Here is a 20,267-nt window from a genome sequence, read left to right as displayed (position 1 = left end):
CAAAATTTTAAAATTCTGTATAGCGATGATTTTATTGAAAATAGCATAAGTGACTGATAAAACAAATTATTGATATTTATATCATGTAATATATGTGAGTCTATTATGAAAATCATCACCATTATGATTGACCAGTTGGTTTTGTACGGGGCAGATTGAATCCATGTATAAATTACGTTCGGAGCGTATTAGTCAACAACTTTTCTGGTCGATGATCCTGATTATCTTCTCTCTGCTTCTGCTTTCTGTTCCGTTAATTGTGAGTAGCTATAAGACCTATCAGAAAGCAGATCGAGCATTATCAGAAATTTCTGCGCTTCGTGCTGTGGCGGATTTAGCCAATAAAATTTCACGTGAAAGAGCACCTGCCAATAAGGTGATGTCGAGTCGTGCTGATGAATTAGCAGCGAACTTAAAAGAATTACATGAATATCGACAAGAAGTTGATTTACAAATTGAACAAACCCTACACATTTTAAAGACAAAAAGCTTTTCGGTTCAGGACAGCATTTTATTGAACAACTTAAAAAAGAGCTTACAACAGGGTCGTCAAGCGGTAGATGCTTACGCTGCTTTACCTCTATCGCAACGTAATTCAGAACAGTTTGATGATGCCATTCAGTACATGTTTAAGGTTTGGGACAGTTGCTACGAAATTTTAAAAAATGAGTTGGTGCAATCTGAGGGCAAAGGAACAGCTGTTTCTGAGTATTACACGCTGATTTTAATTTTGTCGGATTTACGTGATCAGGCAGGGCGAATGGTATCGAATGTAATTGCACCTGTGACTTTTAAAGAAAAAATCCCTGAGGATAATTTAGCGCGTTCTTTGCAGACTCAACATCAGGTCAATTATTTGTGGGCTTTGGTCAATACGATTCAGCCTGAACAGGATAAAACACCCGAATATTTAGCTTTGCATCGGCAAGTAAAAACACAATTTTTAGATCAGGCCATTCCAACGGTTGCTGGTTTGATCGATGAAAGTTTGCATAATCAACCTTACGCCTTAACAGGCACGCAATTAACAGAAGTGATGGTGGACAAATTTGTTACGGTGGTCAATTTACAAAGCTATATTTTGGATTACAGTGTACATATTGCACAAAAAGAAAAACAAGAATCCTATCATATCTTTATTTTAACTTTACTGGTCGCGTTGATTTGCTTGGTCACCGCATTTTTCACCATGATTTATGCCAGAAATGGCGTGTTTAAGCCTTTAATTGATGCCAGAAATTCAATTCTTCAGTTGGCACAGTATAAAGTGACCGATAGTGATTATAAAAATTCCTCTGCCAATCCAGTGACTTTATTGGATGCCATTCAAAAGTTGAAAGGTGTGTTGCAACAACGTGATGCTTTAGAATTTCAGCTCAGAAATATTGCCAATACCGATACTTTGACGGGGGTGTCGAATCGTTTAGCTTTGGACGAATATATTAAATATGTAGAAAGAAAGCCTGAAAAATTCACTCAAATCGGTTTAATTATTTTCGATATTGATGATTTTAAACAGGTTAATGATACCTTTGGGCATATTATTGGGGATGAAGTGATTCGTTTGGTGGCAGAAAAATTACAATTTAATGTGCGTACTTCGGATTTAATTGTCCGTTATGGTGGTGATGAATTTTTAGTGTTAATCGAGCAGGTTCATTTTCATGATGCTTTGGTCATTGCAAATAAAATGCTGAATGAAATTGCTGACTCTGAATTGTATATTGCTGAAATAAATCAAAATATTCAAATTTCTGTCAGTGCAGGGGTTGCAGTCGGTGCAGTATCTTGGATGGCATTATTAGAAAAAGCAGACAAGTCTTTGTTTAAGGCCAAGGCACGTGGCAAGAATGCAGTGGATGGGTGAGTGATTCACCCTTATGTTGATGCATAGATTACATGTGAGATGAGTCTATTCAATTAGTCTTCAGCACTAAATTGAGCAATGCAGTTCTTTGTAGCGATGGCTTGATTTGATGCTGTCCAACATTGGGCATCTATAATTTTTCCAGCTTGGTAATTTAAAACTACTTCGGGTTGACCATTGTCATACCAAGATTTATATGTGCCATGACGCACGCCATCTCTGTATGCGCCCAAGCGTTCTAGTTTTCCATTTCTGTACCATTGTTTGAGTTCACCCACTATTTTGTCATTTTCAAAACGTGCGTAACTCCACGGTTCACCATTTTCATACCAACGTTGTTTCATACCGTTTTGCATGCCCTCTTTATAGCCCATTGAAAGTGCCAATTGCCCGTTAGGATGCCAGATACGGTATTCACCATGAGATATGCCATTGCTGACATTGGATTCTTGTTCTTTTAAGCCATTGGCGAACCAGAAGTTGATTTTGCCGTTATAGATACCGTCTGTATATTCAATAAGGCTACGTGGTTTTCCATTGGGATAAAAGCTTTCGAAAATTCCAGTACCTTGCATGTGGTCTGGAAAATGAATCTGATGTTCGCATTCAACGGGCTGGGTCGAAGGTTTTTGTGTGGTGAGGTATGTTGAGGTGAGTGGGGTGTTATCTAGATAGGTATATTGCACATACCATGTTTTAGGGGATTCGCCATTTTGTAGGACTGGAATACATTTAGGATGGTCTTTCCATGGACTTTCATCTGGATCTGAGGATGAAATAAAGATCATACCATTTTCATTGATGTAGCCATCGGCAAAGGTGTGAAGTGAACATAAGCTAATCATTATTGTTAAAAGTATTTTATTCATTGTTTTGAGTTTTCTTGAAAAGTAATTTATTGAAAATTTGGACAGCATTTGTTTTGATAGCTGTCATCATGACTTTCTGAATCGATATGATATGAATATTCAAGAAAAAAGAAAACGACTTCAAGAATTATTAGGGTGTGTCATCAATTAGGTTGATAAAATCTAACCTGTCCTCATTATTCTTTCATGACTAAACGCTATGCATTAAGAGATGATCAATGGGAACAGATTAAAGATCTGTTACCCGGACGCACGAGTACTGTTGGAGTAACTGCCAAAGACAACCGTCTATTTGTTGAAGCAGTACTATATCGTTACCGCTCAGGTATCCCGTGGCGAGACTTACCAGAACGCTTTGGTGATTTTAGAGTCGTGCATACTCGCTTTAGCCGCTGGGCTAAAGCAGGCGTGTGGCAGAGAGTTTTTGAAGTGCTGTCACATGACAGTGACAATGAATATGCCATGCTAGACTCCACCATTGTGCGCGCTCATCAACACAGTGCTGGAAAAAAAAGAGCAGGCAATCGGACGCAGTAAAGGTGGCTTAAGTACCAAAATTCATGCCCGTACTGATGCTTTAGGCAATCCAACTGGATTTTATCTCACTGCTGGGCAGGCCCATGACTTAAACGGTGCTGATGTGCTGCTGGACTTATCGTTAAGCCAGACTTGGCTCATGGATAAAGCCTATAATTCCAAGGATCGGGTGATTGATCCGATCCGTAAGAACAATGGTCAAGTTGTGATGCCAGCCAAAAGTAACGCGATTGAACAGCGTGATTATGACCAACATCTTTATAAGGCAAGGCATCTGATCGAGAATTTCTTCGCCAAGCTCAAGCAGTATCGAGGTATTGCCACACGCTATGACAAGTTGGCTCAAAAATTCCTGTCAGCAATCTATCTTGCTTCAACAATAATTTGGCTTAATTGATGACACGCCCTAGAGAGTAATATTAAACATGAAGATGTAGGCACAGCAATAGCGATTACAGGTTCATGGGGTATAGGAAAGACTTATTTTTGGAAAATGTTTTTAGATTTACAAAAATTATCAGGAAAACGAATCTATAAAAAGATGTTTTCATTGTAAATATGCCTATATTTATTTATTGCGTTGGAGATTTTAATCGTTCTAACTTTGAAATAAACAAAATGTGATTAAGTTTTAATTAAAAATGATACCTAATATTGTTCTTTAGTTTTTTTGATAGCTAATAAATTAGGTTGTTTTTGTGCATTATTTAATACTGCTTTTGTTTTAGGATCACATCTTTCAAATGTTTCATTACGCCATTCTAGATTATCAAAATTTTCTACTTCTACTCCTCCCAAATATTTTCTATTATTCCAAATTATTCCAAAATTTTGAATTGGACCTTGTCGGTATAAGCCAAGTAATTGAGGTGATCCTCCAGAAAAAGGATCCCTTTTTTCATTTAGTGATGAACAAAATGCACTGAAAAAACTTCTAGAAGTCCTCATGTTTTCTGGATCGAATTTACTCCATTGGGAGTTTAAATCAGAGAAGGCAATACTCCCTGTACCACTTGCATGTAAAAGTTGTGATTTTGGAGATATGTTTTTAATATCTACAATACATCTATCATCAGAAGAAAATTTAAAAATATTTACATAAAAATCAATATCAGTTACACGTATTCCGCTGTTTATTCGGCTAATATGCAAAATATTCAAAGATTTTTTAATTTCATTTTTCCATTGAACTGGATAATTAAGAAAGCATTTTTGTAAATGTTGTTGAATTTTTTCAACATTGTCTTTATTTGATATATTCTCTTTAAGGTAATCGTTATCTATTTGAAAGACTAAAGAATGCAAAAGTTGGGATGCACAAGTAACATCACCACTAAAGCCAAAAGCATGAAGATGTTTTTGACTAAAAAATAGTTTTTGCCCACAGTCATACGAAATTTCAGGTGTACCCCATGTGAGGCGACTATCAGAAGCAATATATAAAGAAGCTATATTGCGAGAATCGGCACCTGCCCAGCAAATTAATGTTGTCATTTTTTTATTCCTTATGCTAAGTTTACTGTAAAGTTTTTTTCAGGCAACTCCTAGAGCCTCCACCAATAATTTTAATAAAATCTGAGGGGGCTGAAGGTCGAGGACCTATGGGAAACCAATTTAAACAGTTGGTTTCCCATGGCTAGGTTATTTTAACAATACTTTCAAGAACTTAGCGGTATGTGAGACTTCACTTTGAGCAACTTCCTCTGGTGTACCTTCGGCAATAATCATACCGCCACCAGCACCGCCTTCAGGCCCTAAATCAATCACCCAGTCGGCAGTTTTAATCACGTCCAGATTATGCTCAATCACCACAATGGTATTACCCTTATTGCGTAGCTCATGCAAAATATCTAACAGCTTGGCAATATCGTGGAAATGCAAACCTGTGGTCGGCTCATCTAAGATATAAATGGTTTTACCCGTATCCCGCTTCGCCAGTTCACGTGCCAATTTCACCCGTTGCGCTTCACCACCTGAAAGCGTGGTCGCAGATTGACCTAAACGGATATAACCCAAGCCAACTTGATGTAGCGTTTCTAAACGGCGGTGAATCACAGGAATGGCATCAAAGAAATGCATGGCATCTTCAACGGTCATGCCCAAAACATCCGAAATGTTTTTGCCTTTATAGCCGACTTCTAAAGTTTCACGGTTATAACGGTCGCCATGACAGTTATCGCAAGGCACATACATGTCGGGTAAGAAATGCATCGCCACTTTAATCATACCGTCGCCTTCGCAGGCTTCACAACGACCACCTTTCACGTTAAACGAGAAACGACCCGCAGCATAACCACGGGCTTTCGCTTCAGGCGTTTGCGCAAACAGTTCACGAATTGGGGTAAATAAACCAGTATAGGTTGCAGGGTTTGAACGCGGGGTACGTCCAATCGGGCTTTGGTCAATATCGACGACTTTATCAAGGAATTGTAAGCCATCAATTGAATCAAATTTTTCAGCCGTGAGCGTGGTTGCACCATTCAGCTGAGTCGCTGCAAGTGGTAACAGGGTACGGTTAATCAGGGTTGATTTACCCGAACCTGAAACCCCCGTGACACAGGTCATAATGCCTAAAGGAATGGTCAAATCGACCTGTTGTAGGTTATGACCACATGCACCCATTAGTTTAATTTGTTCTTCAGGTTTTGGCGGTTGGGTACGAACTTTGGGCACTGCAATTTTTAACTTACCTGACAGATATTGTCCTGTCAGTGAATTCGGGTTGGCCAAAATTTCTTCATAGGTGCCTTCGGCAATAATATGCCCACCATGAACACCTGCACCCGGCCCAATATCAATAATATGATCGGCTGCACGAATGGCATCTTCATCATGCTCAACCACCAATACGGTGTTGCCTAAGTCACGTAAGCGCACCAAGGTTTCAAGTAAACGGTCATTGTCACGCTGATGTAAGCCAATAGACGGTTCATCCAACACATACATCACACCCATTAAGCCTGCACCAATTTGCGAAGCCAAACGAATACGCTGTGCTTCACCGCCTGACAAGGTTTCGGCAGAACGGGACAGACTTAAATAATTCAAACCGACAGACACCAGAAAGTGTAAACGCTCACGAATTTCTTTAAAAATTTTGTCGCCAATTTCGCCTTTAGCCCCTTCAAGATGTACTGTTTGATAATACTGTGCAGCATCACCAATCGACATTTTGGTAATTTGGGCAATGGTCTTGTCTAAGATTTTAACATTACGTGATATTTCATTCAGACGCGAACCATCACAGGCATCACAGGCTGCATTTGACAAGTATTGTGCTAAATCTTCACGGACATAGTTCGATTCTGTTTCACGGTAACGACGCTCAAGGTGCGGCAAAATACCTTCAAAAGGTTGTACACGTTTATGTGAGCGACCACGTTCATCAATATAACTGAGGTCGACTTTGTCTTTGCCCGTACCATAAAGAAATTTCTTTTTGGTTTCGGCATCCAGTTCATTCCAAGGTGTATCTAATGAAAAACCAAAATGTGCTGCGACTTTTTCGATCATGCTGTAGTAATACGGACGTTGTCTGTCCCAGCCACGAATCGCACCTTGGCTAATCGAAACGTCATTGTTTGGAATTAGTTTGTCGGCACTAAAATGGCTACGTGTACCTAAACCATCACAGACAGGACAGGCACCAAATGGATTGTTGAACGAAAATAGACGCGGTTCGAGTTCTCCCACTGCACGTTCACATTCTGGGCAAGAGTGCTTTGCAGAGAACACGCGATCTGGATGTTCGGCATTCATCCATGACAAAATGGCAATATCACCACCCAAACGTAGCGCAGTCTCGAAACTTTCTGCAATACGGTTGCCTAAATCATCACGCACTTTAAAGCGATCGACCACCACTTCAATGGTATGTTTTTTCTTTTTATCCAGTTCGGGTGGTGGATCAATATCCATCACTTCACCATCGACACGTGCACGGACAAAACCTTGATTTTGCAGTTGCTCAAATAGGTTGCTGTATTCACCTTTACGATCACGTACCACAGGGGCAAGCAACATCAGTGCTGTACCTTCTTCTAGGTTTTTGACCGCATCGACCATTTCTGAAATGGTCTGGGCAACCATGGGTAAATCATGTTCAGGGCAGTACGGTGTACCAACACGGGCATAGAGCAGACGTAAATAGTCGTAAATTTCGGTGATGGTTCCCACGGTTGAACGTGGATTGTGGCTGGTTGATTTTTGCTCGATGGCAATCGCGGGACTTAAGCCCTCAATCGAATCAACTTCGGGTTTTTCCATTTGAGACAGGAATTGGCGTGCATAGGCAGACAGTGATTCGACATAACGACGTTGACCTTCGGCATATAAAGTATCAAAGGCAAGGGAGGATTTGCCTGAGCCTGAGAGTCCCGTAATCACCACGAATTTGTCGCGTGGAATATCGAGTGACACATTTTTTAAGTTATGGGTACGTGCGCCTCGAATACGGATGTGACTTTGGCTCATAAAACATCTCGGGAATGGATAAATTGAAAGTTATATATGATAGCGCATGAAAAATGTTCAAGCTGTATTAAAAAGAATTTAAACGTCATTTTGTGTCGGATCAGTTCAGGATTTAAAATAAACGCGTGGTCATGGTGTTTTTTTATACCTGTAAGTCAGAAATTTAAAGGGTGAAATTTAGTGTTTCGATAGATTCATCGTTAGAATGCAACATATTGTCTGAAGAATAAAAAGGAAATTTTATGCTCATTGCTCAGGTTTTGATTGCTGTTATTGCAATTTTACATGTTTATTTTTTAATTTTAGAAATGTTTTTGTGGGATAAACCTTTAGGCATGAAAGTCTTTGGTAACAATGCTGAAAAGGCAAAACTCACCAAAGTTTTAGCGCAAAATCAGGGGTTATATAATGGCTTCTTAGCCGCAGGACTGATTTGGTCACTCTTTGCATCTGCACCCTTCGCTATTCAACTCGCCAACTTCTTTTTAGGCTGTGTTTTGGTGGCGGGTCTTTATGGTGCAATGACGGCAAGTAAAAAGATTCTTTATATTCAGGCGATGCCAGCATTGATTGCTTTAATTGTGCTCAATGTGTTCTAGGTAGCGTGATTGGCATAAACTCAGTGGCTTAAAATTTTTGCTGTTGGATTTGTGAATATGTTGTCTTTGTTTTTGAAATGTATGTTAGGTGCCGCTGCGGTACTGGTGATTTCGATATTTTCTAAAAGTAAGGCATTTTATATTGCAGGTCTGGTCCCACTTTTTCCAACGTTTGCCTTAATTGCGCATGTGATTGTGTCACAGCAGCAGGGAGCAGAAGCTTTACGCAAAACCGCATTATTCGGTTTGTGGTCTCTGATTCCCTATGCCATTTATTTGTTGATGGTCTATGTGCTGGCAACAAAAATGTCGATGTGGTCATGTCTAGGGATCGCTACAGTGTGCTGGATTGTGGCTGCGGCAGGATTGATTTATGGATGGCAGATGTTTCAGCAGTAAAAGAAAATCCTCCCTCGAAGTCTGCGCTATAGATGGCGTAAGAGGGAGGAGTGATCATCAAAGCATTTAGCTTTGAGGCAGAGTCGAATTAAGCATCCAAACCTAACCATTGTCTTTGATCATAAGCACTATCCCAGAATAACCATTCCAGTTTGGCAGCCGTGGTATAAGCGTGATGCATTTTTTCAAGGGTATCGGCATCGCAACGTGCAGCGACTTGATCAATGGTGTTAATCACATTGCGTACTGCTTGATGGAAGTCTTCGCCTGAATAGGTGTCGATCCACGCTTGATAGGGGTTATTGGCAATGGAATGGTTCACAATGTCTTTACCCACTTCTGCATAAATCCAGAAACATGGCAGCAACGAAGCCAACACCACAGGATAGCTTTCAGACCATGCTGTTGCAGTTAAGAATGAGGTGTAATGATGGCAGGCCAAGGTCAGTGGCGTGCTTTCAAATTGATCTTTAGAAATATCAAACTCGTGCATAAAGCTATCATGTAGGCTGCGTTCCACCACAATGGCAATCTTTGCTGCTTCAGAAAATTGCATCACATCATCGGCTGTAAAAGCTTTTGCCGCACAAACCGCCAGCGCACGACCATAAGCCAGTAAATAATGCGCATCTTGAATCACATAATGGCTAAACACCTCTTGGCTTAATGTGCCTTGAGCAAGCTCTTGGTTAAATGGCAACGCTAAAATTTTTTGATATAACGCTAAATTGCGTTGCCATAGATCTTGAGAAAAGCTCATGTCGTCATCCTAATGAAAAGAAGAATTTACAGATGACGAGGACTATAGCAAGAGTTATTGCGTGAGGATACGAGACACAATAAATAGTGCATGGGTCTGCCAAAAATCATCCGAAGAACTTTGGCTTAATCTGAAAAAGTCGTCATAATTGTGCCTATAAAATCTTAAGCACTCACTGTTGTTAAGTTTTACCGAATTCAATTGATATCAATATTTCTCTATAGGTCGATCTATCATGATGAAACATTTTGGTTTCTCAATCATTTTTACGATCGTGTGTCTGGCTATTTCTGCATATTGGGGTTATACCCATGGCCCAGAAGCAGGTTTAAAGACCATGTTCACGGCATTGACCATTACTGCCATTTTAGCAGTGATGGAAGTGTCGCTTTCTTTTGATAATGCCGTGGTGAATGCCTCGGTACTCCGCGGTTGGGATCATTTTTGGAAAATGATCTTTTTAACCGTTGGTATTGTGATTGCCGTATTTGGTATGCGTTTAGTTTTCCCGATTGTGATTGTTGCCGTTACTGCGGACATGGGCATGCTGGACGTGGTAAAAATGGCGATCAATGAGCCTCTGCTTTATTCAGAGAAATTGATGGCACATCATGCTGAAATTGCAGCATTCGGTGGCTCATTCTTATTGCTGGTGTTCCTGAATTTCTTCTTTGATAGTGAAAAAGATACCCACTGGTTTAGATGGCTTGAAGCACGTTTATCGAATCTAGCCAATGTTCCTGCGATGTCAGTCTTCCTTGCATTGATTGGCTTATTGATCATGGCTGCAAATGTGGGTGAAGCGACGCGTTTAGTGGTGACCATGGCGGGTATTTGGGGCATTGTGGTTTACATTGGCGTGCAAGTGCTGAGTCATTTGTTAGGCGGTGAACCTGAAATTGATGAAGAGGGCAATGCGGTCAGTCATGATGCCAGTGGTGCATCAACAGGCGTGATTAAAGCGGGTATAGGTGGTTTTATTTACCTTGAAGTCTTAGATGCATCCTTTAGTTTTGATGGTGTAATTGGTGCATTTGCCATTACCTCTGACGTGGTGATCATCATGCTTGGTCTCGCGATTGGTGCGATGTTCGTGCGTTCAATGACCATTTATTTGGTGGAAAAAGGCACCTTAGATGCCTACGTGTTCCTTGAACATGGTGCGCATTATGCGATTGGTGCTTTGGCATTTATTATGCTGGCCAGTGGTACAGGCGTACATATTCCTGAAGTGGTCACAGGTTTAATTGGTGTGGCATTTATTGTTTGGGCAATCTTTGCCTCAATTCAATATCGTAAGCGTCAAGAACGGATCGGTTAATCGTTGTTTAAGAAAAAGGGTTACAATAAGGGTGCATGAAAATGCGCCCTTTTTTATGGTGGCTCATCTTGGAATAAAGCAGCATCTGTAATATGAATGTTGTAGGATAGTCGATCGAAATTAAACTCATAAAACCAAGCTTATTGATATGATGAATGCTTTAGAACGCCGTTCAACCTTTGCCTTAAGCAGTATTTTTGCACTGCGTATGCTGGGCTTGTTCATGATTATTCCTGTGTTTTCCGTGGCAGGGCAGTCATATCAAGGTGCAACCCCTGCGCTGATTGGCTTAGCTGTCGGTGTATATGGTTTAACCCAAGCCATTTTACAAATTCCATTTAGCTTACTGGCAGACCGATTTAGCCGTAAGCCTTTGGTGGTTTTAGGCTTATTATTGTTTGCACTTGGCGGTGCCGTTGCTGCAATGTCTGAGAGCATTTATGGCGTAATTATTGGCCGTGCGATTGCGGGTGGTGGTGCTGTTTCTGCGGTGGTGATGGCATTGCTTGCCGATATCACACGTGAGGAACAACGCAGTAAAGCCATGGCCGTTATGGGCATGAGTATTGGGGTATCCTTTATGGTGGCCTTCAGTCTGGGGCCTTGGTTAACCAGTTTGGTCGGCATTTCTGGACTGTTTTGGGTGACCACAATTATGGGGATTGCCGCAATTTCAATGTTGCTGTTGGTGCCTAAAGTGACGCGCCATCATCGGAATTATCAGCAAGGCTATATGACGCAGCTAAAACAAGTCTTGAAAATGGGTGATTTAAACCGTCTGCATATTTCAGTCTTTGCGCTGCATTTATTGCTCACCGCAATGTTTATTTACATGCCATCACAACTGATCGAATTTGCGGATATTCCACTCTCGCGTCATGGATTGGTGTATTTACCTTTACTGGTGATCAGTCTGTTTTTTGCTTTTCCCAGTATTATTTTGGCGGAGAAATATCGCAAAATGCGCGGTATTTTCTTAACCGCAATTGGTGGAATTGTTTTAGGTTTATTGGTGCTGATTTTTGGCTTTGAGTCAAAATATATCTTACTGTTAGGACTCGCTTTATTCTTTATAGCCTTTAATGTCATGGAAGCATTATTGCCTTCTTGGTTGTCCAAATCTGCACCCATTCAATCCAAAGCAACCGCTATGGGCGTGAATGCCAGTAGCCAGTTTCTAGGTGCATTTTTTGGCGGTATGATTGGTGGGCAACTGCTTATTTTGAACAATACCTCAATGGGTTGGGGGATTTTGACCGCGATTGCCGTGGTTTGGTTATTGATTAGTTTTGGCTTGGTTCAGCCGCGTTATTTGTCATCGTTAGTGATTCGTTTGCCTGAAAGCAAACAAACGGATGAATGGACTTCTCAACTTTTGGCAATTCGTGGTATTGAAGAAGTCGTGGTCATGCCCGACCAACAGGTTGCGTATATTAAAGTCGATAAACAGCAAATAGATGATGCTGCACGACAAGATTTAACGCACTTGTTAGGTAAAGAGGTAGCCATTTAAGCATAACTCTTATAAAGTAAAACATAGTAATAAATAGGAAGAATACGTCTGATGCGTGGTGTTAATAAAGTTATTTTAGTCGGAACTTTAGGCAAAGATCCTGAAACCAAAACTTTTCCAAATGGTGGTTCTCTTACTCAGTTCTCAATTGCAACGAGCGATTCGTGGACGGATAAAAATACTGGTGAGCGCAAAGAACAAACGGAATGGCACCGTATTGTGTTACATAACCGCTTAGGTGAAATTGCGCAGCAGTACCTACGCAAAGGCTCTAAAGTTTATATTGAAGGTTCATTGCGTACGCGTCAGTGGACAGACCAAAGCGGTCAAGAACGCTACACCACAGAAATTCGTGGTGAACAAATGCAAATGTTAGACAGTGGTAATCGTCAGCAAGGTGAACAAAGCTCTGGTAGTGATAACGCGGGTTATAATCAACCGCGTTTCAACAATAACCAAGGTGGCGCGAACTCGGGTTATAACAACAATAATAATAACCAAGGCGGTTATGGCAATAATCAAGGTGGTTTTAATAACAACCAGCAAAGTGGTTATGCCAACAATAACCCAGCGGGTTTCCAGCCTAAAGCACCACAATCTGCACCTTCAGCGCCTGCACCTGCTGATTTAGATGATGATCTTCCGTTTTAGATCATATATTTAAATATTGTACTAAGTGATAAGAAAGAACTTGATTTATATCAGGTTCTTTTTTTATGCACAAAAAAAGATTGATATAGAACAAAGAGTGGATAGCCAGCGATTTCGTAAACACGCTTTAGTTAGATAAAATTGTTAATTAATCGTGAAAATATCACTATTTGCTTCGATCCTAAAAGCCAATATTAAATTGGCAATTAAGGTGCTGTTGAAGTAGATTCATAAATATCCTCATGTTTAGCAGGATAATTATTAATTGATAGCAAATTATTCGAAATAAGAAGATATAAGCAAAGGAAGATGATTCTCACTTGATTAAGAGAGAATCGTAGAGGGACTAGCGTTTTTGTGTTTGCATGCAAAGACCTAAAATAACCATCAAGGCAATCAGACCTGCAAGGGTAGCGAGTAGGATATCTCGAAGTGTTTTATCTATTGGTAACCAAGTCCATTTATGTAAGTAAGCAAAACTAAATCCTTCTAAAGCATCTTGCTGCGTGACTTGTGTGGCAATTAAACCGCTACTTGGTTCGATATAAAGCCTGAGCTGATTGTTTAAGCTCGTTTCGACTTTAACAACAGGCAAACGTTTATTGATAAATCCATATTCTCCACTAAAACTGGTGACCCATGAACTTTGAGTAAATTGATGGGCAGGAATGTGTAAATAATTTGCAGCCAATCGTTTACTTTGCTCAAGAATATCTAATCTTGCAGAAGTTTTAGCATCTATCAGTTCAATGGTAGGTGCTGCACTTTTGGCCTGATTATGATGATCATGTTCTTTAACAGCCGTCATACTACCTTGCATTTGAGGCGTTCCTACGAATTGAACCATCCAACCAGCAAGAGCTTGCGCGTTATTCAGTGCAATTGGGACAAGGTTTAATCGTTGTAATGGCTGTTGAATCGCAGTTTGCCATGCTTCTAAACTCAAATCCTGAGTATTAAAAATGGGTTGAATATTTTTAACATCAGGTTTCTTTTGCCAAACATGATAAAAACCACTGATTAGCCACAATGTAATGAATACACTTAAACTAATCCCTAAATAGCGGTGTAAAAAGCGACTCGGTTTTTGGCGTAAACGATGATTTTTACGATTATGAATTTTAAAAAATAATCCAACACCCATCACCACCAATGCCAATATGCCAACTAAGGCAATTTGCATAATGATAGTTTGCCCAAGCCAAGCTTGATCACCCCACGTCCATGTATGACCTAAACGGAAAATTCTTACCATCCACATTTTCTGATCATTTGAAATTGTAGAGAGCCTTGATTGTGATGGATCAATATAGGCTCTCAGGCCATTATCAAAACTTACACGCCAAACAGGCAATAAACGATTAACACTCGGATAATCATCACTAAATTCAGTGATCAGTTCAGCCGAAACAATCTGTTCTTTGGCTGAACCTGTATACCAAAGTGCTAAGCGTTTTGCATCATTCTGTTCGCCATTTTCAATTAATTGACTTGTTTGACTATCATAATATTCAGCACTATTTTGATTCGGCTTTAATACTCGATAAGCCACAAGCTTGGGGTGCAGCTCAATGGCTTGTAATGCCGAAAATTGCGTAATGTTATGTTGTTGCAACACTTGCGAGGCAGGTATTGCATGTTCTAAATGAAGTTGTTGAAATGGAGGCATTCGTTTTTCGGGTTGAGGTTGTGTTGCACTCATGATTGGATGCAACACACCAGTTAACGACCACATTAAAACGAGAATGCCGAGCACCATTCCAAAACCCCGATGAAACTTCATCAGCTTTTTGAGTTGGCTGGCATTCATAAATTATTCTCCAAAATGATAGCGTAGACCGAGTAAATAAGTACGCGGTGCAGCAGGTGTGTAGCTCGCTTGATTATTACTAAATGACGTACTTTCTGCGTAGTGAGCATCTGCCACATTTAAAATTTGCCCATAAATTTCATAAGCATTTTGACGATAATTGGCACGTAAATTTAGTACGGTGTGTCCGTCATATTTTTCGGTATTCGCTTCATTGATCCAATAAGAACCGACATATACACCTTCCGCAGAAAGTAATAATTCAGGAATGGGTTTAATTTGATACTCAACAGTTCCAAAACTTTTTGGCGAACTTGGCATGGTATTACCGCTGTAATCAGCCACGCTTGATGGTTTGAAATCTTCATATTCATGCTTGGCAAAACTGCCTGAAAGTTTCAAACGTTGATTATAAATGTCGCTGATTTTCCAAGTTCCGCCAATTTCGATGCCTTGATGTAAGGTTTGACCTGCATTGCGAGGCTCTCGGGTGTTATCAGGTTTGGTATAGCTGAGTACTTCATCTTGACCTTGCAAACGGTACAAAGTGATTTCGCCATCAATGCGATCATCAAATAATTTAAAACGTAAGCCTGCATCAATATTGTTAAAGGTGGCTTCTTTTAAGTCTGGTGTAACCAAGTTTGCGCCATATAAACCGCTTACTTCTGGCGGCACAAAACCTTGTGACCAGTTGCTATACAAGTCGAACTCAGGGGTAATATTCCACACCAAGCCAAGTTGCGGGCTGGCTTTATGAAAATTGCGTTTTTCATCTGGCGCACCTGTGACTTTTGACGGAACGAGTTGGTTATCAAAATCATAGCTAATCCAGTCATAGCGTGCACCGCCAACTAAATTTAAGTTGGGCAAAACTTGCCAATTTGCTTGTGTATAGAGTGCTTGGTTATTTACATCGACTTTGAAATCACGTAATAACTGACGTTGTTTGTAGCCTGTATAAACCAGTGTGTTTGGATCACGAAAGACTTCAATATCATTGGTTTTGGCTTGATTCGGTGAATGTTCTGTCATAACACCTATGGTGAATTTCACTGGATCGAAATTGGCAGAATGTTGCACATTTAAACCATAAGATTGAAAAGCGTTATAGGTGGTTTGCCCACTATATGTGCCCGTAGGTACGCCACTAACAACGTCGGTGCGGATGTTATAACTTGGATTTTGCTCAGTGGTATTATCACGATAATACACGGTCATTTGACTTTTTTGTTGCTCATTCCAGCTATGATTTAATTGAGATGATAGGCGAGTTGCATCGACTTCACGATAAGTAAATGTCTGATAACTATAACCTTGGCGCTTGCTGAAATCATTTGCATTTAAGCTGCCCGTCATGTCGGCTTTTAAATGGTTATAACTGGCAATGTTTTTAACTTGAGTGGCATCTGAAATACGCCAGTCGTGTCTTAAAGTCACACTTTGCTTATTGCTTTCAGCATGATCTTGCCAGCTTTCACCACGATCACTCGCATAGGCAGAAAGTCTTAGACCATGTTCTCCATATGCCGTGTCAAACGTATTCGATGCACCGACCTCTAAACGGCGATAACCTTCTGAGCTTGAACTCACGCCCAAATCCGCCGTTGGCGTTAAACTTGGAGCTTTGGTTAGAAAATTAATGGTGCCGCCAATGGCATTGCTGCCATATAAACTACTGGCTGGACCACGCAAAATTTCAATGCTGTCAATTCCAGCTAAATTTACTTCATATAAGGCATTGTGGTTAAACACACCGACAGGACGAATTGAAATTCCATCTTCTAAATATTGATACACCGCAGCGGTGGTAATCGGTTGGCGAATCGACATCATGTGCTGTTCGTTGCCCAAGTCATTCATCAAGACACCAGGGGTTTGATTGACCAGTTGACCAATAAAAGTCGCATGTTTAGCTTCAATGTCTTTATTGTTAATTTTGCTGATGGCAGTAGGAGTATTATTAATGGATTCACCCTCACGGCTTGCTGTAAACACAATGGTCGCGAGCGTCTTGACTTCATCTTGCGATGAGGTGTTGGCGAATACAAGGGTACTGTAGGTTATTGATAGGCATGCAGCTGTTAATACTGACAAACGAAATTGAGTATTCATAATCAACTCTATAAAAAAAGCAATAAACGAGGCTGTACCGCAGTGCATCACTGGATACGATGTATAAAAATTGCGATTTATAGAGCGAGTGGGGGAGCTTGTTTGATGGGGAAAATATAGAAGATACGTGGGATATGCAGATCTTCTGACCACGCATAGCATAAGCATCGTACACGAGTGAACCAAGCCAATAAAAATACAAAAATAATTGCAATAAAAGGCACTATCGCAGCTGCATCAACACCATAGGTACACAAAGGGCAATGCTTCATAATTTGGCTTGCGAGTGCAAAAACCTCTTTTGCATAATCACTGAGTTGATCATGTTCAGTCGGTTGCAAATGCTGTTGGTGATGCATGTCATGATGATCATTTGAATGTGGTTCAGACAGCATCAAGCTATTTTGAATATTGGTGACTTGGCAATGTGTCGGCATTGCATAGAGTGCAGGTACCACGCCAGTATGTACCAGCGTTGGTAAGAAGATATGCCAGAGTAAACAAAGCAAAGTAATCGCACCGAAAGATGCGCGCCACTTTAGCAAATGTTGACGAAAACTGGACTTCATATCAGCGATACGACACAGTGGAAATGTGGCAGCAGTATAATTAAAAAAATATTACAGTACAAAACATATCTGCCACAATTAAATCGTGATTCAGGTCCTTGACAATAGGTTTAGCTTGTATGTTCAGGATATTCAACGTGCCATAAAAAACGGTTTGCTTGTCTGTTTGAAGCCAGTTTTTTTATACCAAGTAAAACATGCATAAAGAATCATCACACATAACACAAGAGAGGAAATGATGAGAACAAGCTGATTTATCCATCCAAATAAAATACCGATATGGGCATCGGCACCCCAGTGCATCAATTTAGCAATCAATCGATAGTCTTGGAAATCAGCTTATGAATCACTTGGTGATTTTGGAACATCAATCGAAATGCTATCTGCTTGAGTTGGCGTCAATGGCATTGAATCTCAGAAATACTCCATGCTTGATTTTTATTTAAAGGTGGCTTGATTTGTATTTGATCAGCATCTAAACCCTTTGTGAAAACAAAGGGTTTTTTATGACCTGTAGCTGCTGTTATACGTGATGAATAAATTGAATTAGAATACTCGAGAACTGAGCATATAGTCTTGAGTCACCTGATTTAAACGCTCCAAAATGAGAGCTTTGTCTTGCGTTTCAAGGGCTGCATTCAATTGTTGCATATAGGTCAATAACTGGGTTTTGGCCGCATTGGAAAAATCAGCTGTCACTGCTTGATCTTCATACAGCAACACATAATTTTTGGCAAAACCATAAATCAGAAACAGGGCGGTTTGTTCTAGCGCAAGGTCAGCAGTTTTGATTTGCTGTTCGCAATGGTTTTTGAGTTGTTTAAAGCTGTCAGTACCAGAAGGGAGGGCTTGGAATTGTTCAAGAAGTGATTGAAATACCATTTTGATTATCCGCTCAAAAACAAAATCTACAGAACAAATGAGCAATGGTCAACTTAAATTTGAATTGAGTTTTGCGATGATAAAAAGCATCGTGATGGAAATATTTAATCTATTTTTTCGATTGTTTTTATAAAAAAGTACGGTTTTACCAATTTAAAAAGATTTCGTATTCTAGCTTCACAACCTAAGCAATCCTATAAACAAGCTAGAGGAATATCTCATGAGTTTAATCAATACTGCAATCAAACCATTCAATGCAACAGCCTATAAAAATGGTGAATTCGTTGAAATCTCTGAAAAAGAAATGCAAGGCAAATGGTCAGTGGTGTTTTTCTATCCTGCCGACTTCACTTTTGTTTGCCCAACAGAACTCGGTGATTTGGCGGATAACTATGCTGAATTCCAAAAAATGGGTGTAGAGATTTATTCAGTATCGACTGATACTCACTTTACCCATAAAGCTTGGCATGACAGCTCGGATGAAATTAAAAAAATTCAATATACAATGATCGGTGATCCAACGTGGACTTTGGCAAAAAACTTTGAAGTTTTAATTGAGTCTGAAGGTTTAGCAGACCGTGGTACTTTTGTGATTGACCCTGAAGGTAAAATTCAGATTGTTGAAATTAATGCGGGGGGTATTGGTCGTGATGCTCAAGAGTTACTTCGTAAAGTGAAAGCAGCGCAATATGTTCATGCACACCCTGGTGAAGTTTGCCCAGCAAAATGGAAAGAAGGCGATGCAACGCTTGCGCCTTCAATTGACTTGATTGGTAAAATTTAAGCTCACGTTAAAATACTCACCTAAAAAATCCAGAACATTGTTTCTGGATTTTTTAGGTGTTGCATTGATCCATTTAAAGTGCGTAACCTAAATGATCTTTGGCTAAATTTCTTAAACCTTCGACTAAATAATCAATGAGTTTTTCCATCACCAAACGTTGTCCTTTACGAGAAGCATAGACCAATTGCACCGTGCCTAAATTTGAGCACCACTCAGGTAGGACATGAATCAATTTGCCTTGCTTGATGTCTTGTTCAACCGCCAAATAAGGTAAATCGGCAATCCCAAATCCATCGTATACCGCATAATACACACCAGCAAGATCATTGCTTTTAATCCGTGGCTGGAGGGGAATATCAATTACTTCACCATGCTCACGATTGTTTAAATGCCAGTAATATTGTGATTTTTGCATACCCAGAACCACACTGGGAAATTCGTGTAATTCTGTGAAATGTTGGATTTGCCGTCCTTTGAGTAATTCAGGGCTTGCCACCAAGCAATGGGTGGTTTTAATGACATCACGTACAATCAAGCTAGAATCTTCATTGGCTTGGAAATTGGTCCGAATGGCTAAATCGATATCATCATGCATTAAGTCAACACGGCGGCTGGTCAGCTCAAGTTCAATCTGTACTTTGGGATAATCTTTTAGAAACTGATTGAGCAATGTACGGATTTGAAAATGCATCATGACTGAAGGGCAGCTTATTTTGATTAAGCCCTGAGGCTCACTTTTTTGTTTCAGTAATACATTGTTGGCACATTCAATCTGGGCGATGACTTTGCAACATTCTTCATAAAATTCTTGCCCTAAAGGGGTGACTTTAAAATGGCGTGTTGAACGCTGAATGAGACTGACATTAAATTGACTTTCTAAGTCTAAAATCCGTCTGCTCAATTTTGATTTGGTGATATTACTTGCCTCACTTGCGGCACTAAATCCAGCGTATTTCACCACCAGAAAAAAGTAATAATAATCATCAAATGAATGCATACATCACGCTCAAAACTGGGCAAGGAAGTCATTATTCTAGCGGAAAAAAGTCGCAGGATTGAGGGTGCTAGATAACAAAATCAAAAAGCGATCCGAAGATCGCCTTTGAAAAACAGACAAA

General features: G+C 40.1%; 17 protein-coding genes and 2 pseudogenes. 9 read left to right on the top strand and 10 right to left on the bottom strand.

The genetic code is table 11. From position 1 onward, the window contains the following. The first annotated feature begins 163 nt into the window (after positions 1-163). Complete coding sequence (locus B9T24_RS08075; protein ID WP_086165304.1) at positions 164-1,867, top strand: GGDEF domain-containing protein; 1,704 nt, start codon at positions 164-166, stop codon at positions 1,865-1,867. Positions 1,868-1,920: 53 nt separating this feature from the next. On the opposite strand, the gene B9T24_RS08070 is transcribed toward B9T24_RS08075, so the two are convergent. Next, positions 1,921-2,736 carry a toxin-antitoxin system YwqK family antitoxin gene (locus B9T24_RS08070; RefSeq protein WP_171264872.1) on the bottom strand — a complete coding sequence of 272 codons (816 nt, stop codon included), beginning with the start codon at positions 2,734-2,736 and terminating at the stop codon, positions 1,921-1,923. 186 nt (positions 2,737-2,922) lie between these two features. On the opposite strand from B9T24_RS08070, the pseudogene B9T24_RS08065 reads away from it, so the two are divergent. Further along, positions 2,923-3,670 (top strand): annotated as a pseudogene (locus tag B9T24_RS08065) (IS5 family transposase). 21 nt (positions 3,671-3,691) lie between these two features. Beyond that, positions 3,692-3,814 (top strand): annotated as a pseudogene (locus tag B9T24_RS17335) (P-loop NTPase fold protein); the annotation flags it as partial. Positions 3,815-3,921: 107 nt separating this feature from the next. On the opposite strand, the gene B9T24_RS08060 reads toward B9T24_RS17335, so the two are convergent. Further along, complete coding sequence (locus B9T24_RS08060; protein WP_086165302.1) at positions 3,922-4,767, bottom strand: hypothetical protein; 846 nt, start codon at positions 4,765-4,767, stop codon at positions 3,922-3,924. A gap of 147 nt (positions 4,768-4,914) precedes the next feature. Then, positions 4,915-7,746, bottom strand: a complete 2,832-nt coding sequence (gene uvrA, locus B9T24_RS08055; RefSeq protein ID WP_086165301.1) for an excinuclease ABC subunit UvrA — start codon at positions 7,744-7,746, stop codon at positions 4,915-4,917. A 242-nt stretch (positions 7,747-7,988) separates the two neighbouring features. Here uvrA and B9T24_RS08050 point away from each other — a divergent pair, with 242 nt between their 5' ends. Both B9T24_RS08050 and B9T24_RS08045 read left to right on the top strand, forming a co-directional pair. Then, complete coding sequence (locus tag B9T24_RS08050) at positions 7,989-8,345, top strand: DUF1304 domain-containing protein (RefSeq protein ID WP_086165300.1); 357 nt, start codon at positions 7,989-7,991, stop codon at positions 8,343-8,345. Between the two features lie 57 nt (positions 8,346-8,402). Beyond that, positions 8,403-8,744, top strand: coding sequence for a GlpM family protein (locus tag B9T24_RS08045; RefSeq protein WP_086165299.1), 342 nt, complete (start codon positions 8,403-8,405; stop codon positions 8,742-8,744). 88 nt (positions 8,745-8,832) lie between these two features. On the opposite strand, the gene tenA is transcribed toward B9T24_RS08045, so the two are convergent. Then, entirely contained in the window at positions 8,833-9,504 is a 672-nt protein-coding gene (tenA, locus tag B9T24_RS08040; RefSeq protein WP_086165298.1) for a thiaminase II, read from the bottom strand. A 235-nt stretch (positions 9,505-9,739) separates the two neighbouring features. Here tenA and B9T24_RS08035 point away from each other — a divergent pair, with 235 nt between their 5' ends. From B9T24_RS08035 to ssb, 3 genes are all read left to right on the top strand, one after another. After that, on the top strand, positions 9,740-10,825 hold the full coding sequence (locus tag B9T24_RS08035; protein ID WP_086165297.1) for a DUF475 domain-containing protein: 1,086 nt from the start codon (positions 9,740-9,742) through the stop codon (positions 10,823-10,825). Positions 10,826-10,973: 148 nt separating this feature from the next. Then, the gene (locus B9T24_RS08030; RefSeq protein ID WP_086165296.1) at positions 10,974-12,338 is read left to right on the top strand and encodes an MFS transporter; all 1,365 of its coding nucleotides are present in this window, start codon (positions 10,974-10,976) and stop codon (positions 12,336-12,338) included. A 51-nt stretch (positions 12,339-12,389) separates the two neighbouring features. Continuing rightward, a complete protein-coding gene (ssb, locus tag B9T24_RS08025) occupies positions 12,390-12,989 on the top strand; it encodes a single-stranded DNA-binding protein (protein WP_086165295.1) in 600 nt (199 codons plus the stop codon). Between the two features lie 346 nt (positions 12,990-13,335). Here ssb and B9T24_RS08020 read toward each other — a convergent pair whose 3' ends face one another. The 5 genes from B9T24_RS08020 to B9T24_RS08000 all read right to left on the bottom strand — a co-directional run bounded on the left by B9T24_RS08020 (position 13,336) and on the right by B9T24_RS08000 (position 18,365). Continuing rightward, positions 13,336-14,799, bottom strand: coding sequence for a PepSY domain-containing protein (locus B9T24_RS08020; protein WP_086165294.1), 1,464 nt, complete (start codon positions 14,797-14,799; stop codon positions 13,336-13,338). A gap of 3 nt (positions 14,800-14,802) precedes the next feature. Continuing rightward, positions 14,803-16,914 (bottom strand): TonB-dependent receptor, encoded by a 2,112-nt coding sequence (locus B9T24_RS08015; protein WP_086165293.1) that lies wholly within the window; start codon positions 16,912-16,914, stop codon positions 14,803-14,805. A gap of 77 nt (positions 16,915-16,991) precedes the next feature. Continuing rightward, positions 16,992-17,483, bottom strand: coding sequence for a hypothetical protein (locus B9T24_RS08010; protein ID WP_086165292.1), 492 nt, complete (start codon positions 17,481-17,483; stop codon positions 16,992-16,994). Positions 17,484-17,615: 132 nt separating this feature from the next. Continuing rightward, on the bottom strand, positions 17,616-17,786 hold the full coding sequence (locus tag B9T24_RS17365) for a hypothetical protein (RefSeq protein ID WP_265733459.1): 171 nt from the start codon (positions 17,784-17,786) through the stop codon (positions 17,616-17,618). A 243-nt stretch (positions 17,787-18,029) separates the two neighbouring features. After that, complete coding sequence (locus B9T24_RS08000; RefSeq protein WP_086165291.1) at positions 18,030-18,365, bottom strand: hypothetical protein; 336 nt, start codon at positions 18,363-18,365, stop codon at positions 18,030-18,032. Positions 18,366-18,585: 220 nt separating this feature from the next. On the opposite strand from B9T24_RS08000, the gene ahpC reads away from it, so the two are divergent. Further along, entirely contained in the window at positions 18,586-19,149 is a 564-nt protein-coding gene (ahpC, locus tag B9T24_RS07995) for an alkyl hydroperoxide reductase subunit C (protein ID WP_086165290.1), read from the top strand. A 73-nt stretch (positions 19,150-19,222) separates the two neighbouring features. On the opposite strand, the gene B9T24_RS07990 is transcribed toward ahpC, so the two are convergent. Then, complete coding sequence (locus B9T24_RS07990; protein ID WP_086165289.1) at positions 19,223-20,146, bottom strand: LysR substrate-binding domain-containing protein; 924 nt, start codon at positions 20,144-20,146, stop codon at positions 19,223-19,225. Positions 20,147-20,267: the final 121 nt, after the last annotated feature.

The organism is Acinetobacter sp. ANC 4654 (assembly GCF_002135425.1).
Classification (GTDB): domain Bacteria; phylum Pseudomonadota; class Gammaproteobacteria; order Pseudomonadales; family Moraxellaceae; genus Acinetobacter; species Acinetobacter kyonggiensis.
This window is presented reverse-complemented; position numbering and strand designations above follow the sequence as displayed.